Origin of the sequence: Flavimarina sp. Hel_I_48, from assembly GCF_000733945.1 — a bacterium.
In the GTDB taxonomy this organism is placed as follows: domain Bacteria; phylum Bacteroidota; class Bacteroidia; order Flavobacteriales; family Flavobacteriaceae; genus Leeuwenhoekiella.
Genome location: NZ_JPOL01000002.1, coordinates 3,491,964 through 3,512,041, shown reverse-complemented (window position 1 = coordinate 3,512,041; position 20,078 = coordinate 3,491,964). Strand labels below are relative to the sequence as shown.

Genomic DNA, 20,078 nt, shown 5'->3' with positions numbered 1-20,078 from the left:
GATAAATTTCGATTTAAAAAAGTATTATGGAAAATTTGGAGAGACCGGGACAAGAGTCCGAAATGAAGAAAAAACCCCTTATTATCAGGGAAAATTATAGAGGAAGTGGCAAACTCAACCATAAAAACGCCTTGATTACCGGAGGCGATAGTGGTATAGGAAGAGCTGTAGCCGTCCATTTTGCTAAGGAGGGATGCAATATTATGTTCACGTATGTAAGCGAGCACGAGGATGCTGAAAAAACCAAAAAGCTTGTAGAAGCAGAGGGCGTTAAATGCAGTTTTACCTCCGGTGATCTCAGGGATATAACATTTTGTAAAGATCTTATAGAAGAATTTAAAAACAAGTATTCCACCCTGGATATACTTGTCAACAATGCCGCTACCCAGTATACGGTTTCCTCCTTGGAGGATATTAAAGAAGAGCACGTTAGGGAAACTTTTGATCTGAATATCATTAGTATGATCTTACTGACTAAGAACGCTTTGCCTTTAATGAAAGAGGGGGGGCGCATAATAAATACAACATCCATTACTTCCTATAGAGGTCATAAAGACCTTGTGGATTATTCATCAACTAAAGGTGCTATAACTTCTTTTACACGTTCCATGTCCGCACAGCTGGCTAGTAAGAATATACTTGTGAATGCTGTGGCCCCGGGACCTATATGGACTCCTTTGATCCCTGCCACCATGGATGATGAGATGGTTACAACATTTGGTGAGGATACCCCGCTGGGCAGATGTGGTCAACCCAGTGAAGTTGCCCCGGCTTATGTCTATTTAGCCAGTGAGGATTCTTCCTATATGACGGGTCAGGTGTTGCATATAAATGGCGGTTCTGTTATAGGTGGATAAGTTCTGTACTAGCCCCAAAACGCATTAAAAAACCAATTCCCAGTAATTTAAAGATTACCCAATGACAAGCTTTACAAAGCGCGCCATAGTGGGCGGAATTTTATTCCTCCTCGTTATAGGCGCTGGTTCATTCATAACGGGACATTTGAGCGGCTATGAAGCTAAACAGCTTATTAAAGTCTCTATTACCGGACTCAATACCCTGTGCAATACGATCGTCCTTGCGAGTGCCAGCATCCTGGCATTGCTTTTAACTGTTTTAGGGCTCAGTTCCAATTCATCCTCAACCTTGAGGGAAGGGCACTATATAAATATTATGCAAATTGCAAAATTTGATACTTCTGTTTTTGTTTCTTCCCTAATCTGTTTTGTACTGTTTAATTTTCCTGTAACCGAAAGTGATAACATCCCTGCAGACTGGTATGATATTATCTATTACCTGACCCTGATCATAAGCAGTATTTTAAGTGCTGCTCTTATAGTTGTCGTACTTATGCTTTATGGTACGGTAAGCAGCATCATAAAATTGGTTGGTCTGGGGAAAGAAGATCACCTGGTTGCCGAAGAGGAGATTAAAAAAACGGAAGAAGAGCATAATGAAGAATAAGTTATAGATGATTTCTCTGAAATGCTCCCAAATATCTAATTTGTACCTTTTACAGCATATCTCCATATGAAAACCTTTGATTATTCATTGAATTATGAAGATCTGAATCTCCGGAAGCATCCAGAACTTTATGCCATTGGCCGGGGAGAGCAAGGTGTTTTAACAGTAGAGCCCTACAAATCAGAAATTTTGCCTTTTTGGAGGTTTAAAAATGAAGAAATAGCAAAGGAATCTTCTAAAAAGATTTTTGATCTGTTTTTGGAATATTTGAACAATGACGATTTTGTGGGTGCAGACATGGCCCGTAAGTTTCTGCAAATGGGTTACACAAGGGCTAAACGTTATGCCAATTATAAAGGCGGAAAGAAATACGAAGGTCCTGTACCCGATGATAAAAAGGGTCAAAGCGGTGCGCACGGCAGAGAAGAAAAAGAACGTGGAACCGGCGATCCCGAAAAAGAGAAAGCGTCAAAAATATTCAAAGCAAAATGGGACGAGGCCAGAAATCATCCAGAGTACAAGCGACAGAAGGAACGCTTCATAGTTAAATTCAAGTAAGCGCAATAGTGAGAATTTCTTAAAACAGGAGTTGTTCCATATTAAAACAAAAATTAGCGGGTATCTATAAATAATAGAACAAACGCGACTACAAGAGCGATTACTAAAACGCACAAAGCGATTAGCTTGAGCAATTCACCTAAATTAATATTATATAAAATTCCAGATACAAAAGCAATCGCTACAGCGACTATAACGTACCGTAACAAGCTGTGTGTTTTTGATTTCATAATTTTCTTACCTATTTAGTTTATGTAGTAATTTAATACCTTTTAAGGTTATTTATTGCTATTTTTCAAAGATTTGGGTAACTGGACTCTTCCTAATCATTGGAGGTTAATTGTTAGAAAATATTTTGAATTTATTCTTTGAAAAGAAGCCCGCCTGAAAATTACAGGCGGGCTTTTTAATTAAGTCTATAAGTGAATTCAGGTTATACCGCTATATCTTCAACTTTAGAACTTCTGTCCCAGTTTCTATGTTTGGCAATTGCAGCAATAAACGCCTTTGGCTCAGCATCAGCAAAAACAGCTTTATCATCTTTAAAGTCGTTTACCGCGCTCTTTTTAAGAAGCATTTTACCTTCATTATCCACCGCGATGGCTTTACAGTGTTTAAAGGTTTCATTTACGAATTTCAAAAATTTACCTTTGGAAAGCAACGCATCAACAGATTGTTTACCTCCTGGAATATAAATCGCATCGTAAAGAACACTTTCCGTCGTCATAATGGAAGCGGTCACTTTGTGATCCATATCCTGGTCACATTTTACCGTTCCGCCGTGGGGAGCTACGAGATTTACAACCGCATTTTCCTTTTCAAGCGCGGTTTTCATCTTGTCAACATCACTCATTTTAAATCCATCACCTACTAAAAATGCAATTTGACGGGTTGCAATAGTATCAAATACCGTTGTATCCTGGCTTAATTTGGGTGAAGATTCAAGATAGATTTTCTTCTCGCCCGGCTGGTGATCTTCAACAACTGCATCTGCGCCTATGGCCTGGTTGATGGGTCTCTCAATATCATTAGGAACTTTTATACCTATATTTTTAGCCACTTTTTCAGAAAGCTCTTCGTCAATCTGAGCAATTAACCACAGCATGCGCTCCTGTATATGCTTGTGTGTACATTTTCCAAGTTCAAAAGAATAAGCTTCGGTCACGTGATCTTTCTCCCATTTAGCAAGACTTCTGTAAAAAAGTGCAGGTTGAGAGAAGTGATCGCTAAAGCTATCGCTACGCGCCCTTATCTTTTTAGCATCAATACGCTCATGATAGGATTCAAAACCTCCATCTTCTACCGAAGATAAAAATGGACAACCACCTCCCAAAGTATTGGGGAAATACGCAGTTTGACCTTTTGGGATCTCCGTTTGCATATGACCATCCCGTTGATTGTTATGCGTATCAACTACTGGACGGTTAATGGGAATCTGGTGGAAATTAGGCGTACCCAGACGTGACAATTGGGTATCTCGGTAAGAGAAAAGCCTGCCCTGAAGCAATGGATCATTTGAAAAATCAATTCCCGGAACGATACTTCCAGGTAGAAATGCCACTTGTTCTGTTTCGGCAAAAAAGTTCTCCGGGTTTCTATTCAATACCATTTTCCCAACGATTTTCACGGGTACCATTTCTTCTGGTATAAGTTTCGTTGCATCAAGAATATCAAAATCAAACTTATGTTCATCTTCCTCAGGAATGATCTGCAGGCCTAGCTCCCACTCTGGAAACTGACCAGAATCAATGGCATTCCATAAATCCCTCCTGTGAAAGTCAGAATCGGCACCACTTATTTTAACGGCTTCATCCCATGTTACGGAATGGACGCCAAGCTTCGGCTTCCAGTGGAATTTCACAAAATGCGATTTCCCTTCTTTGTTTACAAGACGGAAAGTATGGATCCCAAAACCTTCCATCATTCGCAAACTCCTGGGAATCCCCCGGTCACTCATCACCCACATATGATTGTGCAGTGTTTCTGTGGTAAGCGAAACAAAATCATAGAACGTATCGTGCGCTGATGCTGCCTGCGGAATTTCATTATTCGGCTCTGGTTTTACGGAGTGAATAAGGTCAGGAAATTTCATCGCATCCTGAATAAAGAAAATGGGCATATTGTTACCCACAAGATCCCAGGTTCCTTCTTCCGTATAAAACTTTACCGCAAATCCACGTACATCACGGGCTAGATCAGTAGAACCTTTAGATCCCGCTACGGTAGAAAAACGAACAAAAACGGGTGTTTTTCTTGAAGTATCAGTGAATATTCCTGCTTTAGAATACTCTTCCATATTTTCATAAAGCTCAAAATAGCCGTGAGCACCGCTACCGCGCGCATGCACAATACGTTCTGGGATGCGCTCATGATCAAAATTATGGATCTTCTCACGAAGCAGGAAATCCTCAAGCAGGGTAGCACCCCGGGGTCCGGCTTTTAAAGAATTGTTTGTATCGTTCACTTTTAAACCTTGACGGGTAGTCAGTGCTTTACCTTTCGCATCAACAGTATATTTTTCTAACTGTTTCTGCTTATCGTTCATTTTATGATCTTTTTTTTCCATCCTATTTTAGTTATATTTATTCTTTAAATTTATAGTATTATGGCAATTTTATTGTGCGGTTTAAGTTATTATTAGTGCTTTTTAAAACTAAATTTAAAAAATCTTAGCGTTATACAAGCAATTGAAATAATCTTATTTTATACTGATAAATACCTAAAAAATGCCAAAAACAGTCGTTTTTTAGCCAATATTTGAGGATAATAAAATTTTAAAAACAAATGTCAGTACTAGCGAAAAGCGATCTAATCGTTTAGAATGTTCAAAATGTTCACCATATAAAAAAAGCTCCCTAGATTAGGGAGCTTTTTTTATATTTAAATTTTTCTTCTATTAATGAAGATCTTCCATACTTTGCAATTTAGTTAAGCCCTGCTGAATTTTTTCGCGCTGCTTCATCAGTAGTTTTGAAGTTGTTGTAGGCACTTCGCCGGGTTCTAAAGCTTCATCATATTCTTTCAATGCTTTTTTCTCCCCACGAATGCACTCTTCTAACATAGACTCATCGTCATCGCTTGAAAACAAAGATTTAAAATCCATCCAACCGCGGTGAATACTTGCGGAAGCACTTCCAGAATCTTTATATTTCTCACCGTAATGTGCTAATTCAGCTTTTATTTCGGTAACAAATTCAGAACGCTCTGTAGCACGTGTCCTAAAATATTCTTTTAGGGTAATACTATCAGTATTTTCAACAGCTTCGTTAAAACCTTTCTGAGCGTCTATATTTTTCTCCAAAATATCATTAAGGTGATCTCCTATCTTTTCGGTATAATCTTTCATTACTTTTAGTTTTAAGTTGAATTTAAAATTAAGTATTGATTCTTCGTATAGTTGTAATAAAACTATAATTTAAGTATAATAATATGTTATTATTCAGTAAATGACCTGTATCGATAATTTGTAGTCCAAGAATTCAAGATTATTAAATCTCAACATTTAAGTTGGAAAACTCTCGCGAGTTCGTTTAGAAAAAAACGAGACGAGACATCAGGAATTTACGTTATATCGCCTTTTACGTCATCTTTCCAATTTTAAAATCCGTTAAGGATATAATAAACTGTACCTATCCTACTTAATATTAATGAAATTTGTGTAGTCAGTATTTTGCCGAATTTCTGTTGAACGAGGTACGCAATTAAACTTAAAAAAATGCTCCATTGTTTAGGGTTGCATCTTCGAGGATTAAAATATAACTGAAAGAAAAAGATATGATTGCAACTCATTTATTGACTGGTTGGGAAATTGTCTCCCACTATACACATGGCCTCTTAGCTGGTAAAATCGCCATGCAGCTCAGCCAAAATTTACGTTCAGATTATTGGGGAGATATTTTGACAGCAATTATTGAACACGATGATCACTTACAGGATTTCAGTGAAAAAAATTACCTTACAGATGTAGGAACGCCATTAGATTTTACGCTGGACAAACGTTCTGAGAAAGATGCCCATGAACATGCGTTGCGCGTATACGCCAATTCCTGTCAAAAATCACAACTTGTGGCCTTACTTGTAGGGAGGCATCTTGAATTTTTATTTGATACTGGTGAAACCCTGACCAAAGATTTTAAAGCATTTTTCAAAATGCTGAAAACAGAAAGGAAAGCCCAATTGAAATTGTATGGATGGAGCACGAGCGACTTGGAAAACACGTATAAATTAATGCGTTTTTGTGACAGGTGCTCCCTTATCATCTGTCAGCATTTGATACCACAAGGAGGTCGCCAAATCGAAATTAATAAAACCATTGATAACAAGACCTACTTCATTAAGGAAATAGGTGAAAAGCTACATATTGATCCCTGGCCTTTTGAGAAGGATAGTTTCAAGATTTCCTACGAGTACAGGATTTTAGAACAATCTGGTTTTATCAATAATAAAGAATTGCAAAACTCTATACAAAATGCTCCTGTTAAAATAAGAGAGATCAATTTTACAATGAAAAATCCTGTAGGAAGGAAAAAGGAGAACTAATTTTTGTCCTAAAGAATGGTTTGGGATTTACAGATTTCAGTTGTAAAAATCTAGGTTTTATAGATTCAGCTTCTATTCAGTAAAGTACTATTTTGAAAACTACAGTGCGGTCATAATTCAATTGCGCCTGCTAGTATAAACTTAACCAAACTATCATTCAAGAGTGTTCTTTGAAAAACAATGATAAAGCAGTGATCCTACCACTACTCTTTCTTATTCAAAAAAGATAAAGGGACGCAGCAGGCGGGTAAGCTTTGCAGAAGTTTCTGAGGAACGATTCTGTACTAGATATTTGCGGATCCATTCCAGGCGTTCATTATCTTTTACAACATGAAAATTAGATTGATAATCAAGAAAAACGGGCTTTGCAGATGGATGATTGTACACTTCAAATACATCAGTATGACGCGGGTCTTTGAGTATCTTATTGTACAATGCAGTAATATGCTCTTTACCACCCTCTAGAACCTGGAAAAAATTACCCATGGAATGTAACAAAACCCCACTAACTTTACATTCTGTATTGGTTGCCTCCGCATGTTCTAAAATATCCTGGATATCTTCATGGGTAAGACTTTTGATTGACTTGCTGATGTAACAGATTGTATGAGGAAGCTTCATTAAAAACCAGTAAAAAAATTAAGAAATTCAATATCTTGATGGTTCCAAAAATAAATCTACTTCCTACTAAAATTATTAATAAATTCACAATATTTCCAATTGATCGTATTTTTTATGCATATAATCCTATAAATGAGGATTTTGACTGCTGCATTTAGCGTATTTTCATTCAAGAAGTTTTTGTACATTCTCTATACTATTATGCGGGATCTGATTCATTTTCATTATGGAAATTATCCTTATCAGTTAAGAACAGTTTTTATATAATATATTGAGAAATAGCCTCATTGAAGATTTCTTTTGAATTACCCAGAAGATTTCATAAGGTTTAATTGTGTGTTATTTACTAAGTATTTATTTATTCATATACTCCTGCCAGGTGACGAGCAAATATTTGTCTTTTCCATCTTTACTTAAGTCGAGAAATCCATATTCATAGACAAAAAGGTAGACATTCCCTTTTTTGTTCTTCCAGTAATGGGTGAAGAAATTGGGATCAAAGCCTTCTTTGTACAAATCACTCTTCCGCAAGGTTGAAAGTCCCTTTTTATTAAAGCCTTTTAGCACTTTCCGGTTGATCTTTAGTTGCCGGTCTACCTTGATATAAAAGGCTTCCTTTTTCTGGCGGGTTTCGTACTGGTGCATCGATTTACACTTGGTCGAACAAAACCTCTTATCGCTCCTCCCCTTTACAGGCGCTTCACATACCGGGCAAAATTTACCTGCTCTCATAATTAAAAGTATATTATACGCTTAATATACCATTTAATATCCATTTATCCGGTAATATTAAATATGGATTACTTCAGGAACATCAGCCTTTATCATTTATCGATCAGGGATCAAAAGATGATAGGTATCAGGTTTCAGCCAGATAAGGTCATTCATGGGCTGATCAAAAACCTGAACAACCCCAAATGGAGCGACCGTCATAAAATGGTCTACCTGCCCAACACGAAGGCCAACCGCTCCCAGATCTTTGCTACTTTTAAGGGAGTGGCATGGATCAACTATAACCGATTCTGCCACAACCGCCCTGCTACAAAGGGAACTGTCGCAATGGATAGTTCCTGGTTCCGTAACCGTGATCTGCCAAAAGGCTACCGCCGCTGCCCGGAAAAGTATCTCCTAAAGTTGGAGCTTAAACGATATTCTGCAAGTACCATAAAAACCTATGTGAGCTTCTTCGAAAAGTTCATCAACTATTATCCCGGACGGGATATAGATAGCCTTGATGAACGGGATATCCGGCTGTTCCTGCAGGGTTAGTACAAGGGGCAAAATCCAATTCGTACCTCAACCAGGCCATAAATGCCATAAAGTTCTATTATGAAGCGGTGTGCGGGATGCCCAATAGGTTCTATGACCTGGAGCGCCCCAGAAGGGAGCGTACCCTTCCCAAGGTCATTTCCAAAGGGGAAGTAATGGCGATCATTGAAAACACCAATAACATCAAACACCAGTGTATTGTGGAACTACTGTACAGCAGCGGTCTGCGGCGCTCTGAACTTATCAACCTGAAAATGGAAGATATAGACAGCCAGCGCATGCTCATATATATCAAAGCCGGTAAAGGGAATAAAGACCGTAACACCATTTTATCGCAGAAATGCCTTTCTCACTTACGCGAATATTACAAAAAATGGAAACCTAAAAAATATCTTTTTGAAGGGCAGGATAAAAAGCGGTACAGCGGCGCAAGTGTTCTAAAGATCGTAAAAAACGCTGCACGGAAGGCGCAACTTCGCAAAAACGTTAGTCCGCATATACTGCGTCACAGCTTCGCCACCCATTTGCTGGAATCAGGGGTTGACATCAGAAAGATACAGGTCCCTACTGGGTCATGGTTCCACCAAAACCACGGAAATTTATACCCATGTGGCCACAAATACTTTTAAATCAATTCCAAATCCCTTAGATTCGTAGTCTGATCACAATGGAAATAAACGTACCGGTACGTTTATCCACATGTTGTATGCCATTTTGAAATCCCGTTGGACACTTTTCTTGCAAGTTGTACGGGAAACAATGGAGCCGACCTGTCCTTTTCGGATATCAGTGCTCGACCCTGGGAGAGTTCTGCATCAAGTAGTTGCGCTGGCAGCGTGGAAAGCAGACTTTCCAAACGTTGACACGTAAAAACTACTTGAAGGACGGGAAAATTTCCGACATGGTCAAGTTTTCACGGACTTAATTGACGAAAAGGGCATTTCGGCGGTTGTTTTGCTCACCGGTCCACTGATCTTATCCAGACATAAAATCAATCTCCCGGTGGAGGCCCCCAAAAAAGTGGCTCATTAAACGCTAGGGATTTAAAAACGGTTCACTTATATTTATTTAAGTTTTAGGGAAAGAACCTAAAAACTGAAATAAAAACGTCATACAACAGGCTATATAAATAATGGCCCCAGAGCAGCCAATCCGTTAGGGGCCACTATTCATATAGCTGTCGTTAAGCGCCATTTCTCAGGTTTACTTTAGCAACTGCAAATTCCTTATTTTCCTCCAATTTTATTTTCAAAAAGTCAGTAAAAAAGCTACTTTAAACCAAGCAAAACTTGCTATAAATCAACGCTTTTTTGCTGTATTTGGTCAGTTTTGGCATGCTTTGACGAACTTTTGAGCTGCTGGATTTTTGCCTGGTTTTGTTCGGAAATTCAATATTTTAGGCAGATTTTTAAGGTTTCGACGAACTTTTTTCGCAGTCGGTTTATTTGGAGATTTTAAGGGTAAAAACATCGGTTTTTCGGGTGTTTTTGCCGGGTTTTGGCTGATAAAAACGGCGCATAACAAAACCTAAAAGTCATTGCGGGCGGAATTTTCTACCGAAAATTCCAGATCTTTTGCTAATTTCACTGCATGGCGGAAAAGTCCTGCGGACATTTTCCGCAACGAACTTTTAGCCGGAACGTTAAATACAAGAGCTTCATAAAATTTAAGTGCGCTGGCAACTTCTAAAATCGGGCATTTTACCACAAAAATCGCTCGAAAATATCTCAAAATCTGACGCAATCGGACTGGAAACTGAATGGAAAATTGCGAACAAACCTGACTTACGGACCTGAAAAACGGCCAAAAATTGTGGAAAATCAACACTGCAAATCGGATAGCGCTAAAAAATAACAAGCTCATAAATCACACTGGAAACTCAACGGAAGTTTATGGAAAAATTTTGTAAACCTATCTGTATAAAAGCGATCTAATTACTCAAAAAAACCACTGGAATTGACCCAAAATCGAAATTTAAGAATTGCACATACCAAATGCAAAAATTCCGGAGTTGGGCAAGTGCTCCAGTATTTAACACTGGCTATAAGCCATAGCTTCTTCCCTGCACTTTTGGAAAATCCTGCGGATTTTCTCTCGCCGGTTTCTTTTTGCTATCTTAGTTTACAAAACCACGCTACGGACACATAGCCTAACCCGTTACCTATAATGCGGGCAACCAAAAAAGTTTCCATATAACTCAACATTTTTCATTATCTTTGTTTTAGTAAAACGATAAAGAAACTGAATGAATAAAAATTTTGAGGTCATATTTCTCGAACAAGCAATTGGCTTTTTGGAGAGTTTAGATTTAAAAACACGAAAGAAAATCTATTATAATATTGATAAAGCTAAACTTGGACTCGATCCTAAACTTTTCAAAAAACTAACTGATGATATTTGGGAATTCAGAACAAAATATAGCGGACTTCAGTACAGGCTTTTGGCATTTTGGGACAAAAGAGACAAATCCGAAACGTTGGTAATATCGACTCACGGAATAGTAAAAAAAGTTGATAAAGTTCCAAAGTCAGAAATCGAGAAAGCAAAGAAAATAAGAAGTGAATATTTTGAGCAATAAATCAAGATTATGGAAACAAAAAATAAAAAAATGAGAATGATGACACTTGACCAAATGAAGGACCAGGACATCGGAGAAATTGGAACTGCAGATAGAGACAAATACGAATTTGACTTAAGAATGGAATTACTTGGAGAAATGATAAAATCGGTTAGGAAAGAGCGAAAACTGACCCAAGAACAACTCGGACAACTAATCGGCGTTCAAAAATCCCAGATTTCAAAATTGGAGCGAAACACAAAGAATGTGACCATCGAAACAATTTTAAAAGTATTCCGAGCATTAAAAGCTAATGTGAAGTTTAGTGTAGAAATGAATGAATCCGAATTTCAAGTAGCATAAAAAGCACTACAGGTAACAATGCATAACAGAAATGGTGGTTAAGAGACAATTTCAAAAACCGCTGTTTATTAGCAAAAATCGGGTCAAAACTTAAAAAATTGGTAATTTAACTCCACCACTTCGGTTATGCGAGACCGTTAGCTGTAAGCAAAAAAAAAAACATAACCAAATAAAAATATGAATTGGGAAAAACTTTTAAATAACAACAGATTACGTCAATCTAAAGGAAGAAATCCAGAAGATGCAAGAAATGACTTTGAAAGCGATTTTGGAAGAATAATATTTAGTCCTGCAATAAGGCGTATGCACGACAAAACTCAGGTTTTTCCTCTAACAACAGATGACAATATCCATTCAAGATTAACTCATTCAATGGAGGTTATGTCTATTGGATATTCATTAGGAGTCAAATTATGCGAAAACAAAGATTTTCAGAAAAGACTCAAAAAATCTGAATATGATATATTTAGAGAAATTCCAGTTATTTTAAAAAATAGCTGTTTAGTTCACGATATTGGAAATCCACCTTTCGGACATTTTGGAGAGTCTGTGGTGCAAAATTATTTTTCTGATTTTTTTGATAAAAATATTGTCAAATCGTCTAAAAGCAAATTCACTGAAAAAGATAAAGAATCTGGTAAGATAATGCTGGAACTGTCAGAAAGCCAAAAGCAAGATTTTTTATATTTTGATGGAAATGCTCAAGGCTTGAGAGTTTTAACAAAACTTCAAATGCTAAATGACATTTATGGTTTAAATCTTACTTACGCCACGTTAGGTGCTTACATCAAATATCCAAACCACGGTTCTGTAGATGAGGATATAATTGCAAAGCATAAGATTGGTGTATTTGATTCAGAAATCGAATTTTTCAATAGAATTGTAGAAGAATGCGGACTAAGAATTGGAGATGAAGTTGTTAGACATCCGTTGTGTTATTTGATGGAGGCAGCAGATTCCATTTGTTATTTAACAATGGATATTGAAGATGGTTACTCAAAAGATTTGTTCGATTTAAAATATTTATACAAAGCTCTAAAACACATACCTTCTCTAAAAGAAGATTTGATAAAAATTTATAAAGACAAAGAAAACATATACAAAAATGACCTTACAAAAGTTGTCAACTTTAGAATCAAGATTATTCAACAATTAGTGCTTTTAGCAGTCGAAAATTTCAACAAAAATCTTGACCAAATAGAAAAAGGAAAATACAATGAAGAACTAATTTTTGACGATGCAAATAAATTAGCCAAAACTTTACAAAAAATATGTATTGACAAAATATTTAAATTTAGAGAAATAAATTCATTAGAAATTACTGGTCATTCCGTGATAAAAGGTCTTTTAGATTATTATATTGATTTTATCTTTCATAAAGATAAAAAGTATAGAAAAAGAGTTATTCCTTTGATTTCAGAAAGTATCTTAAATATTGCTTACGAAGAAAATAAACTTTTTGGAGATGACGCAAAATTTGATAACTTAAACGATTATTTTAAACTAAGAATTATTGTGGATTTCATATCAGGAATGACTGACCAATTTGCATTAAATCATTATCAAAAAATAAGTGGCCAAAAAATTAAATGACATACAAAATCTGATTGAAGATGAGAATTTTTTATTTCATAATTACTTTTATGAAAATATAGATTCTGATATTGAGAACTTTATTAACACCCTAAAAAATAGAACTAAGGTTTTTATATTTAGTGGGATTATAAGAGATTACTTTCTATTTAAAAAACATACACCTTTTAGAGATATAGATTTAATAATTGAAGATGATTTAATTTTAGAAAATATTTTCCCAAGCTTAATTTATAAAAAAAATAGTTTTGGCGGTTACAAAATCAAATTTGATACTGTTGAAATTGATTTATGGGTTATAAAAAAGACTTGGGCGTTAAATCAAGGTCAGTTGAAATTTGAATTTGATTACTTAAACGCTCTGCCAAAAACAACTTTCTTTAACTTTTCATCAATTATTTATTCTTTAAATGATAAAAGATTTATCGTAGGCATAGACTTTCTTCGTTTTTTGAGAGATAAAAAAATCGAATTGGTTTTAGAAGAGAATCCTTATCCAGATTTATGTATCGTAAATAGTTTCTACTATTCGGACAAACTTAATCTTTCAATTGGAGATAAATTGAAATCATATCTGAAATCAAATTACAAGAATAATGAAGATTATTTGGAGAACATACAAATAAAACATTTTGGTAAAATTCTATATTCTGATGAATGTCTAAAGGAAAGAATTGAACGCATATTGCCTACAGCTAACAACGTATAAAAACAATAGAGCAATTTTAGCAAAACCGATTGGTTCGGGCTCATTTGCGAGGTCACCAAATTTTTAAAATTGGCTTATTGACAAGAAAAATAATAAGAAAAATTTAAAAATTCGGCTTGTTTTTAATCGAATGGTTTACGTCTGTTTTCCGCCCTACTATTCTTATACAAAACCGTTGCCACACATATGAAAAAAATTCTACTCTTAACAGTAATTGTTAGCACTTTGATTAATTGTCAAGCAGATAAAAAAATTGACAATGAAAAAATAACTTTTAATATTCGAAAATATTTACTCTCAGAAGATATTTTAAATCAAACTATCTTGGATGATAGTAAAATTCAGATTGACTCTATAAACGAATATCCCAAATATAAATATTTAGAGAGAAAAATTGAAATTAGCAAAGAAACTTATAAGATGATATTGACTGGTAAAGATGAAAAGAACAAGAATCTTCAACTCAATATTATTCAATCACAAATTGATTCTGTAACAAAAATTTATAAGCAAACTAAAAAATCGGAAAATTATTATAAGTGTTATAGTCTGGTAAAAAGTAATTCGAATTCACAAGTTGATATAAATTATACTTTTCTTATTGACAACAAAAGTAATGTGGTAGAATATTTACCATATTCTAACTAAACCATATTTAAATATTTTTAGATAATGAGATATAATAAAACACGTCATCTGATTCTAGAAAAACTCTATAAAAAATATTTAGATTCGATTACCAATTCTGAAAATAAAACAAAAGTAACAATTAAAGAAGCAGGATTAACACTAAAAGAAATTAACAATTTAATCAAGGAAGATTCATTTAAAAGAGAGCTGATTTTATCCGAACTTTATAAATGGAACGAAATCATATTTTCCGAAACTGCGGGAAAAGGTTGTTTTATCGAAGAGAATTCAGGTATTAGCGCCTATTCTAACAAAAAGTATTTAAAAAAGAACGAAGATATTATTTTAAATTGGCTTAAGAATTTTGTTCAAATTTTCATTCCTCTTGCGTCGTTATTAATTGCAATTTTAGCATTATCAATAAATTTCTCAAAAATTAATGCTAAAAACAAAGAAAAAATTGAAAAACTAGAAATGCGAATAAAACATCTTGAAAGTAAATAAAAAAGGAAAAAATACGTGTGGCAACACCGTATATAGCAAATAGCGGGGTTTGGTTTTAAACCGAAAATTTCGGTATATTTGGAAGTCCGCCAAATCTTTTGATTTGGCATTTGAAAAAAAAAAGTTAAAAGCAAAATACAAAAGATTTGGCTTGTGCTTTGCGGAAAGGTTCTCGACTATTTGCCCGCTACTTGCCATATACATACACGTAGGCATTAATACTTCAACAGAGAAAATTTAATTTTGAAATTTGATTTAAAGTAATAACTTTGTATTTACAAAAATAAAAGTTATGGAAACTTCAATTATACAGATTGGAAATTCAAAAGGACTTCGTTTAAGCAAAACGATTCTCGAAAAATATCATATAAAAGATAAAGTAGAACTCATTTTAGAAAAAGGTCAGATTATACTTCGACCAATTGATTCGCCAAGAAAAAATTGGGAAGAGAAATTTAAGAAAATGGCCAAAAATGAAGATGACCAACTTCTGATGAATGATGTGTTTGATGATGAAAATTTCGATGAATGGATTTAAATCAATATGATATAGTTCTAGTTAATCTAGATCCGACTGTTGGAAGTGAAATAAAGAAAACCAGACCTTGTGTAATCATTTCGCCAAATGAGATGAATAAATACTTAAGAACAATTGTTGTTGCTCCAATGACAACAAATACGAAAAAATATCCGACAAGGATTCCGGTCAAATCAAATGGAAAAAAAGGAATGATCGCAATTGACCAAATTAGAACAATTGACAAACAAAGAATTGTAAAAATTTTCGAATCATTATCCAACTCCGAAATCAAGAAATGTAAAGAAGTGCTTAAAGAAACATTTGTGGACTAAGTACTAATGCCAACATCGCATATTCGCAATTGCGGCATTTAGGTAAAACAATATTTATAGAAGCCAGTAATTATAAACCTAAATCGGACAAATCCGTATCTTCACTACCACAACTGACGAATATCCGTGACCGTTGTGCTTAATGCAAAAAAAACCGAACTGAATTGATATTTAGAACTCTGAAATACGAAAAATACGCTGATAAAATTTGTCAAAAACTGACTGAGTGATTTCAGAAAGAATTATGATACTGATAATTATGAAAATTGGTTTTATAATCAATCGAGCGAAACATTAAGATTATATAATAACGACAAAGAAATCTATTTCAAGTACATTCCTGTTGGAACGTTTTCGCTGAATACAAATAGTTGGATGTGGGCTTGGGCAAACGAAGATTCTGTAGAACCAAGAAAATTTAGAACTTTAAAAATTAAGGAGTTCGGAGAAAAGAAAAATTATGAAAAACTGACCAACTCTCATTTTGACGGAGATAAATATACAGGTTGGGAATTAACATCAATTGCTTTTGATATAATTGGTGGAATTGGGACTTACCGAGTCATTTCTGACCATTTAGAAAAGTACTTTCTTCTGACTAAACAAATAACGAAAGAAGAAGTCGAAATAATTGAGAGTGAATTAATCGAATTGTAGGCTTCCCCTTTTTAGGACACCTTAAAATTCGATAAATAGTTGTTATTTAGTTCAGGTTTGATGAAGAATTTAAATTCTTCATCAAACCTGGGCATATATTCTTTGGGTGATTTATTCCCTAAGGATTTATGTGGATGATTGAAATTATAATCCTCCCTCCAGTTATCACTGATCTTCTGAAGCTGATAGATATCATTAAAGTAATAGGCATCTAAGATATCTTCTCTGAAGAAGCGATTAAAACGTTCTACATATCCATTTTGCATTGGTTTACCGGGTTGTGTGTATTTGATTTCAATAATGTTGCTCTCACACCATTCTGTAAATGTTTTCGAGATAAACTCTGGGCCGTTATCGCACCTTATATATCTTGGCGTTCCCAGCTCTTCTTTAAGGTTGTTCAATGTCTCCACTACGGCCCTGGCGGGATAAGAAAGTCCTGCATCAATAGCAAGGGCCTCTCGGTTACAATCGTCGATTACATTAAATACCCGTACTTTTCTACCATCTGTAAGTGCATCACTCATAAAATCCATACTCCAACATTCATTGAGCACGGCAGGCGTTTCCAAAGGCTGCTTTACGCGTTTTATTAAACGCTTTTTATGTTTGCGTCTAAGACCGAGCTTCATCTCTCGATAAACTCGTAATACACGCTTTCTGTTCCATATCAGACCTTCACGACGGATCTTGTGATAGTATTCATCAAAACCTCGGGTGGGATAGGCATCTGCCAGCTCAGTTAACTTATCAATGACTTCGCTATCGTCCTTTTTACTACGGTAGTACCACATTGACCTGGCAAGCCCTACAACATTACAGGCCCGTACAACCGGTACTATAAATTCCTTGATGAGATACTTGACCCGAACTCTTTTGTCGGAAGGCCTTAGAACTTTTTTGACAGTACGTCCTTGAGCATTTTGTTGTCCAGGCTCACATCGGCATACATCTGCTTGAGCCTCGCATTTTCCTGCTCGAGCTCTTTTAGGCGCTTGAGCTGCTCTTGCTCCATACCCCCATACTTCTTGCGCCAATAATAAAAGGTACTCTTGTCAATACCCAACTCTCTGGATAGATCCCCAACCGACCTTCCCTGTTCATTCTCCTTAAGAGCTTTGATTATTTGGCCCTCGCTAAACTTGCTGTTTTTCATCGTGACAGTGTGAATTTAAAATTAGTAAATTCGAATTAACAACTGTCCTGTTTTCGGGGAAGCCTACATTTTTAGGGAAGCCTACAAATTACCAAAAATGTACTTTCCTGAAATAGGTTGACTAAAAATTAAACCTTTTAGCACTATACCTAATGAAAGAACAAAATGAACATTGTCGAAAAACTTCCTACAAAAAAGTAGGTTACGATCTCAAGCTGGTTATCATCGATCAGATCCAAAATGCACAGATTTCTATCAATCATGCATCCGATAAATATCAGGTTTCCCGAGCTTCTATTTACTACTGGTTGAAAAAATACAGTACTTTAGAACAAAAGAAACAAGGGATGAGCAAGAAAGATGAAATCAAGAAACCCAAAGAAAAAATCGAGGAACTGGAGTTTGTAAAAGACTTCCAACAGGACATTATTGCTGATATGGAACTTATTACCGGGGTCGATATGGCAAAAAAGTCATTGCCCAAAACATTAGCAGACGAGATCGAAAAAAAGAAACAAAACCGTTTAAAAGAAAATGGTTGATCCAATGTTTTGGGGTTTCCAAACAAGCGTTCTATAAGCGGTTAAAATCTCATCAGACCAGGCAAACACAGCAACAGCTGATCATTCGACTCATCAAAGGGTATCGAAGTCAGTACGGACTGCGTACCGGTGGAATCAAACTATATCAGGAATTAAAGGCTGATATGGTCAGACTCGGTATTAAAATAGGAAGGGATAAATTCTATCGTGTAATGCGAATGAACAACCTGCTCGTTCCTAAATTAAAGCGGTTCCATATCACAACCGATTCAAAACATCGATTCTTTAAATACAAAAACCTCGTAAAAGACAAAGTGCCCACCAGGCCGGAACAACTTTGGGTAAGCGATATTACCTATATCAAAACGCAGAACGGACACAGTTACCTGGCATTGGTCACAGATGCCTATTCTAAGCAAATCATGGGTTATAAACTGGCAAGCCACATGAAGACATCACTTTGTATCGATGCGCTTAGAATGGCCATTAAAAACAGGAAATACAAAAATCAGAAACTCATCCATCATTCAGATCGTGGAATTCAGTACTGCAATCCCCAATACACCAGCTTTACTGAGGAACACGGAATACTCATGAGCATGACAGAGAAGTACGACCCATACGAGAACGCCGTGGCTGAGAGAGTCAACAGAACCCTTAAATATGAATATGATTTAAAACGAACTATAAAAAATACTACCTTAGCCAGGAAGATGGTCAAAAAGGCTGTTGAGATTTACAACAACAAAAGACCACATTTTAGTCTCAAATTGAACACCCCTAACTTTGTTCATTTAAATAGAAATGTAGACTATCATTCCTACAAAAGGAACAAAGAAAGTTTAGAACTATTGACCATTTAAACTGTCAAAAATTAGATCAAAAAAGGTCAACCTATATCAGTATAATACAATTCACTAAACTGCCTGATATCAAACCATACCATTTGATAGAGTATAAAATAAAAAAAACCTGTAAATCAATAGATTAACAGGCTTTTAGTTTCCACTTGTATGTGGTTCGTCGGGGTGGCAGAACTAACTTACCACTAGACAATATTTTAATAACCAGACACTTATATTGTTTCAATAAAACGAGGTAACCGAATAGGTAACCTTTGCAACGATTTTTTATCGTGAAGCAAAGATATATGAATATCTTATACTAAAAAACAATAAATAGAATCAAATTTTATTTGGCTCCCCCTTTTTGTAGCACTTCTTAAGTATTTAAAACAGCCTCAATGCATTATGAAAAAATTAAAAGCCTGGGCAAAAAAACTAAAGCAGCAACTAGTTATGTTGCATTTGGCCTACAAAGACAAAAGGACCCCTTGGTACGCTAAAGTGCTGATTTTTGTCATAATTGCTTATGCGCTAAGCCCCATCGACCTGATTCCTGATTTCATTCCGATAATTGGCTATCTCGATGATCTAATTCTATTACCAATTGGTATTTATTTTGCAGTAAGGCTTATCCCTGAAAAAGTAAAAGCGGAATGCAGCACAAAAGCAAAAGACTATAAATGGAACAAAAAGAACAACTGGTTAATTGGGGGTATAATTATTTTCTTTTGGGTGTTGATTGTTTTATGGATTTTTCGCAATTACTTCAAATTTTGAAATAGTTAAATATGTTTAAGGCCTATACTCATTTTACCTTTGCACACCCTATGCACTACTATTTTGTTATCTTTGCACCGTGAAATTATTAACATTCATATTTGGCCTATACATTTTAACGCTCAATGCGTTGCCTTGTACTGATGTTAATGCAGATGTCGTTTCCGATAATCCCCAAACTGAGGTCGTATCTGCTTCAAATTTGGATCATAACCATAGCGCCTCAGACGGTTGCACCCCTTTCTGTACTTGCCATTGTTGCCACGTACATACGGTAGATTTCGCTTTAGCCAACTTCAAGCCCATTACTACGAAAATATCTTCCAAAATATTCCTTCATTTTGACAGTATAGGTGAAGAACCTATCAATTCCCTTTTAGACCCTCCAAGAGTTTAATTCAGTTTTCATAGGATAGCTATATCCTTTTTCGACAGGTCAAAA

At 35.5% G+C, this 20,078-nt stretch carries 23 protein-coding genes and 1 pseudogene; 18 read left to right on the top strand and 6 right to left on the bottom strand.

Translation table 11 applies throughout. From position 1 onward, the window contains the following. Positions 1-26 precede the first annotated feature (26 nt). The 3 genes from P162_RS15175 to P162_RS15165 all read left to right on the top strand — a co-directional run bounded on the left by P162_RS15175 (position 27) and on the right by P162_RS15165 (position 2,022). Positions 27-857, top strand: coding sequence for an SDR family oxidoreductase (locus P162_RS15175; protein WP_031428558.1), 831 nt, complete (start codon positions 27-29; stop codon positions 855-857). 61 nt (positions 858-918) lie between these two features. Further along, on the top strand, positions 919-1,464 hold the full coding sequence (locus P162_RS15170; protein WP_031428556.1) for a hypothetical protein: 546 nt from the start codon (positions 919-921) through the stop codon (positions 1,462-1,464). 66 nt (positions 1,465-1,530) lie between these two features. Beyond that, positions 1,531-2,022 carry a DUF4385 domain-containing protein gene (locus tag P162_RS15165; RefSeq protein ID WP_031428555.1) on the top strand — a complete coding sequence of 164 codons (492 nt, stop codon included), beginning with the start codon at positions 1,531-1,533 and terminating at the stop codon, positions 2,020-2,022. Between the two features lie 433 nt (positions 2,023-2,455). Here the strand turns inward: P162_RS15165 and P162_RS15160 are convergent, their stop codons facing one another. Next, the gene (locus P162_RS15160; RefSeq protein ID WP_031428553.1) at positions 2,456-4,588 is read right to left on the bottom strand and encodes a catalase; all 2,133 of its coding nucleotides are present in this window, start codon (positions 4,586-4,588) and stop codon (positions 2,456-2,458) included. A gap of 330 nt (positions 4,589-4,918) precedes the next feature. Further along, positions 4,919-5,368 carry a ferritin-like domain-containing protein gene (locus P162_RS15155; RefSeq protein WP_031428551.1) on the bottom strand — a complete coding sequence of 150 codons (450 nt, stop codon included), beginning with the start codon at positions 5,366-5,368 and terminating at the stop codon, positions 4,919-4,921. 428 nt (positions 5,369-5,796) lie between these two features. Here P162_RS15155 and P162_RS15150 point away from each other — a divergent pair, with 428 nt between their 5' ends. Further along, positions 5,797-6,561 carry a DUF3891 family protein gene (locus P162_RS15150; RefSeq protein ID WP_031428549.1) on the top strand — a complete coding sequence of 255 codons (765 nt, stop codon included), beginning with the start codon at positions 5,797-5,799 and terminating at the stop codon, positions 6,559-6,561. A 213-nt stretch (positions 6,562-6,774) separates the two neighbouring features. Here P162_RS15150 and P162_RS15145 read toward each other — a convergent pair whose 3' ends face one another. Continuing rightward, on the bottom strand, positions 6,775-7,182 hold the full coding sequence (locus tag P162_RS15145; RefSeq protein ID WP_031428548.1) for a BLUF domain-containing protein: 408 nt from the start codon (positions 7,180-7,182) through the stop codon (positions 6,775-6,777). 354 nt (positions 7,183-7,536) lie between these two features. Further along, on the bottom strand, positions 7,537-7,914 hold the full coding sequence (locus tag P162_RS15140) for a DUF2116 family Zn-ribbon domain-containing protein (protein ID WP_031428546.1): 378 nt from the start codon (positions 7,912-7,914) through the stop codon (positions 7,537-7,539). Between the two features lie 63 nt (positions 7,915-7,977). Between P162_RS15140 and xerA the strand changes: the two are divergent. From xerA to P162_RS18085, 10 genes and pseudogenes are all read left to right on the top strand, one after another. Continuing rightward, positions 7,978-9,108: pseudogene (gene xerA, locus P162_RS15135) on the top strand (site-specific tyrosine recombinase/integron integrase). A gap of 1,588 nt (positions 9,109-10,696) precedes the next feature. Continuing rightward, positions 10,697-11,029, top strand: coding sequence for a type II toxin-antitoxin system RelE/ParE family toxin (locus P162_RS15130; RefSeq protein WP_031428544.1), 333 nt, complete (start codon positions 10,697-10,699; stop codon positions 11,027-11,029). A gap of 9 nt (positions 11,030-11,038) precedes the next feature. Continuing rightward, entirely contained in the window at positions 11,039-11,371 is a 333-nt protein-coding gene (locus P162_RS15125) for a helix-turn-helix domain-containing protein (RefSeq protein WP_031428542.1), read from the top strand. Between the two features lie 177 nt (positions 11,372-11,548). Continuing rightward, complete coding sequence (gene dgt, locus P162_RS15120) at positions 11,549-12,964, top strand: dGTP triphosphohydrolase (protein WP_031428540.1); 1,416 nt, start codon at positions 11,549-11,551, stop codon at positions 12,962-12,964. Then, on the top strand, positions 12,945-13,673 hold the full coding sequence (locus P162_RS15115) for a hypothetical protein (protein ID WP_031428538.1): 729 nt from the start codon (positions 12,945-12,947) through the stop codon (positions 13,671-13,673). The genes dgt and P162_RS15115 overlap by 20 nt, the downstream gene beginning before the upstream one ends. A gap of 186 nt (positions 13,674-13,859) precedes the next feature. Next, on the top strand, positions 13,860-14,321 hold the full coding sequence (locus P162_RS15110; RefSeq protein ID WP_031428537.1) for a hypothetical protein: 462 nt from the start codon (positions 13,860-13,862) through the stop codon (positions 14,319-14,321). A 24-nt stretch (positions 14,322-14,345) separates the two neighbouring features. Then, the gene (locus P162_RS15105) at positions 14,346-14,807 is read left to right on the top strand and encodes a hypothetical protein (RefSeq protein ID WP_031428536.1); all 462 of its coding nucleotides are present in this window, start codon (positions 14,346-14,348) and stop codon (positions 14,805-14,807) included. Between the two features lie 292 nt (positions 14,808-15,099). Beyond that, the gene (locus tag P162_RS15095; protein WP_026915895.1) at positions 15,100-15,345 is read left to right on the top strand and encodes an AbrB/MazE/SpoVT family DNA-binding domain-containing protein; all 246 of its coding nucleotides are present in this window, start codon (positions 15,100-15,102) and stop codon (positions 15,343-15,345) included. Continuing rightward, positions 15,336-15,659 carry a type II toxin-antitoxin system PemK/MazF family toxin gene (locus tag P162_RS15090; protein ID WP_031428532.1) on the top strand — a complete coding sequence of 108 codons (324 nt, stop codon included), beginning with the start codon at positions 15,336-15,338 and terminating at the stop codon, positions 15,657-15,659. The genes P162_RS15095 and P162_RS15090 overlap by 10 nt, the downstream gene beginning before the upstream one ends. Positions 15,660-15,881: 222 nt before the next feature. After that, complete coding sequence (locus tag P162_RS18085; RefSeq protein ID WP_410471170.1) at positions 15,882-16,316, top strand: DUF6882 domain-containing protein; 435 nt, start codon at positions 15,882-15,884, stop codon at positions 16,314-16,316. 11 nt (positions 16,317-16,327) lie between these two features. Here the strand turns inward: P162_RS18085 and P162_RS15080 are convergent, their stop codons facing one another. Together P162_RS15080 and P162_RS17915 are read right to left on the bottom strand one after the other, a co-directional pair. After that, on the bottom strand, positions 16,328-17,170 hold the full coding sequence (locus P162_RS15080; RefSeq protein ID WP_241077814.1) for an IS3 family transposase: 843 nt from the start codon (positions 17,168-17,170) through the stop codon (positions 16,328-16,330). A gap of 35 nt (positions 17,171-17,205) precedes the next feature. Continuing rightward, positions 17,206-17,472, bottom strand: coding sequence for a transposase (locus tag P162_RS17915; RefSeq protein WP_031428528.1), 267 nt, complete (start codon positions 17,470-17,472; stop codon positions 17,206-17,208). 152 nt (positions 17,473-17,624) lie between these two features. Here P162_RS17915 and P162_RS15070 point away from each other — a divergent pair, with 152 nt between their 5' ends. The 4 genes from P162_RS15070 to P162_RS18080 all read left to right on the top strand — a co-directional run bounded on the left by P162_RS15070 (position 17,625) and on the right by P162_RS18080 (position 20,033). Continuing rightward, positions 17,625-18,014, top strand: a complete 390-nt coding sequence (locus P162_RS15070) for a DNA-binding protein (RefSeq protein WP_031428526.1) — start codon at positions 17,625-17,627, stop codon at positions 18,012-18,014. Next, positions 18,011-18,877, top strand: a complete 867-nt coding sequence (locus P162_RS15065) for an IS3 family transposase (RefSeq protein WP_081868442.1) — start codon at positions 18,011-18,013, stop codon at positions 18,875-18,877. The genes P162_RS15070 and P162_RS15065 overlap by 4 nt, the downstream gene beginning before the upstream one ends. A 387-nt stretch (positions 18,878-19,264) precedes the next feature. After that, a complete protein-coding gene (locus P162_RS15060; protein WP_031428524.1) occupies positions 19,265-19,636 on the top strand; it encodes a YkvA family protein in 372 nt (123 codons plus the stop codon). Positions 19,637-19,715: 79 nt separating this feature from the next. Then, entirely contained in the window at positions 19,716-20,033 is a 318-nt protein-coding gene (locus tag P162_RS18080) for a DUF6660 family protein (protein ID WP_081868441.1), read from the top strand. Positions 20,034-20,078 lie beyond the last annotated feature (45 nt).

Coding starts and splice junctions, on each gene's coding strand:
- P162_RS15175 (WP_031428558.1), top strand. CDS start 27: ATGGAAAATTTGGAGAGACCGGGACAAGAGTCCGAAATGAAGAAAAAA.
- P162_RS15170 (WP_031428556.1), top strand. CDS start 919: ATGACAAGCTTTACAAAGCGCGCCATAGTGGGCGGAATTTTATTCCTC.
- P162_RS15165 (WP_031428555.1), top strand. CDS start 1,531: ATGAAAACCTTTGATTATTCATTGAATTATGAAGATCTGAATCTCCGG.
- P162_RS15160 (WP_031428553.1), bottom strand. CDS start 4,588: ATGGAAAAAAAAGATCATAAAATGAACGATAAGCAGAAACAGTTAGAA.
- P162_RS15155 (WP_031428551.1), bottom strand. CDS start 5,368: ATGAAAGATTATACCGAAAAGATAGGAGATCACCTTAATGATATTTTG.
- P162_RS15150 (WP_031428549.1), top strand. CDS start 5,797: ATGATTGCAACTCATTTATTGACTGGTTGGGAAATTGTCTCCCACTAT.
- P162_RS15145 (WP_031428548.1), bottom strand. CDS start 7,182: ATGAAGCTTCCTCATACAATCTGTTACATCAGCAAGTCAATCAAAAGT.
- P162_RS15140 (WP_031428546.1), bottom strand. CDS start 7,914: ATGAGAGCAGGTAAATTTTGCCCGGTATGTGAAGCGCCTGTAAAGGGG.
- P162_RS15130 (WP_031428544.1), top strand. CDS start 10,697: ATGAATAAAAATTTTGAGGTCATATTTCTCGAACAAGCAATTGGCTTT.
- P162_RS15125 (WP_031428542.1), top strand. CDS start 11,039: ATGGAAACAAAAAATAAAAAAATGAGAATGATGACACTTGACCAAATG.
- dgt (WP_031428540.1), top strand. CDS start 11,549: ATGAATTGGGAAAAACTTTTAAATAACAACAGATTACGTCAATCTAAA.
- P162_RS15110 (WP_031428537.1), top strand. CDS start 13,860: ATGAAAAAAATTCTACTCTTAACAGTAATTGTTAGCACTTTGATTAAT.
- P162_RS15105 (WP_031428536.1), top strand. CDS start 14,346: ATGAGATATAATAAAACACGTCATCTGATTCTAGAAAAACTCTATAAA.
- P162_RS15095 (WP_026915895.1), top strand. CDS start 15,100: ATGGAAACTTCAATTATACAGATTGGAAATTCAAAAGGACTTCGTTTA.
- P162_RS15090 (WP_031428532.1), top strand. CDS start 15,336: ATGGATTTAAATCAATATGATATAGTTCTAGTTAATCTAGATCCGACT.
- P162_RS17915 (WP_031428528.1), bottom strand. CDS start 17,472: ATGAAAAACAGCAAGTTTAGCGAGGGCCAAATAATCAAAGCTCTTAAG.
- P162_RS15070 (WP_031428526.1), top strand. CDS start 17,625: ATGAAAGAACAAAATGAACATTGTCGAAAAACTTCCTACAAAAAAGTA.
- P162_RS15060 (WP_031428524.1), top strand. CDS start 19,265: ATGAAAAAATTAAAAGCCTGGGCAAAAAAACTAAAGCAGCAACTAGTT.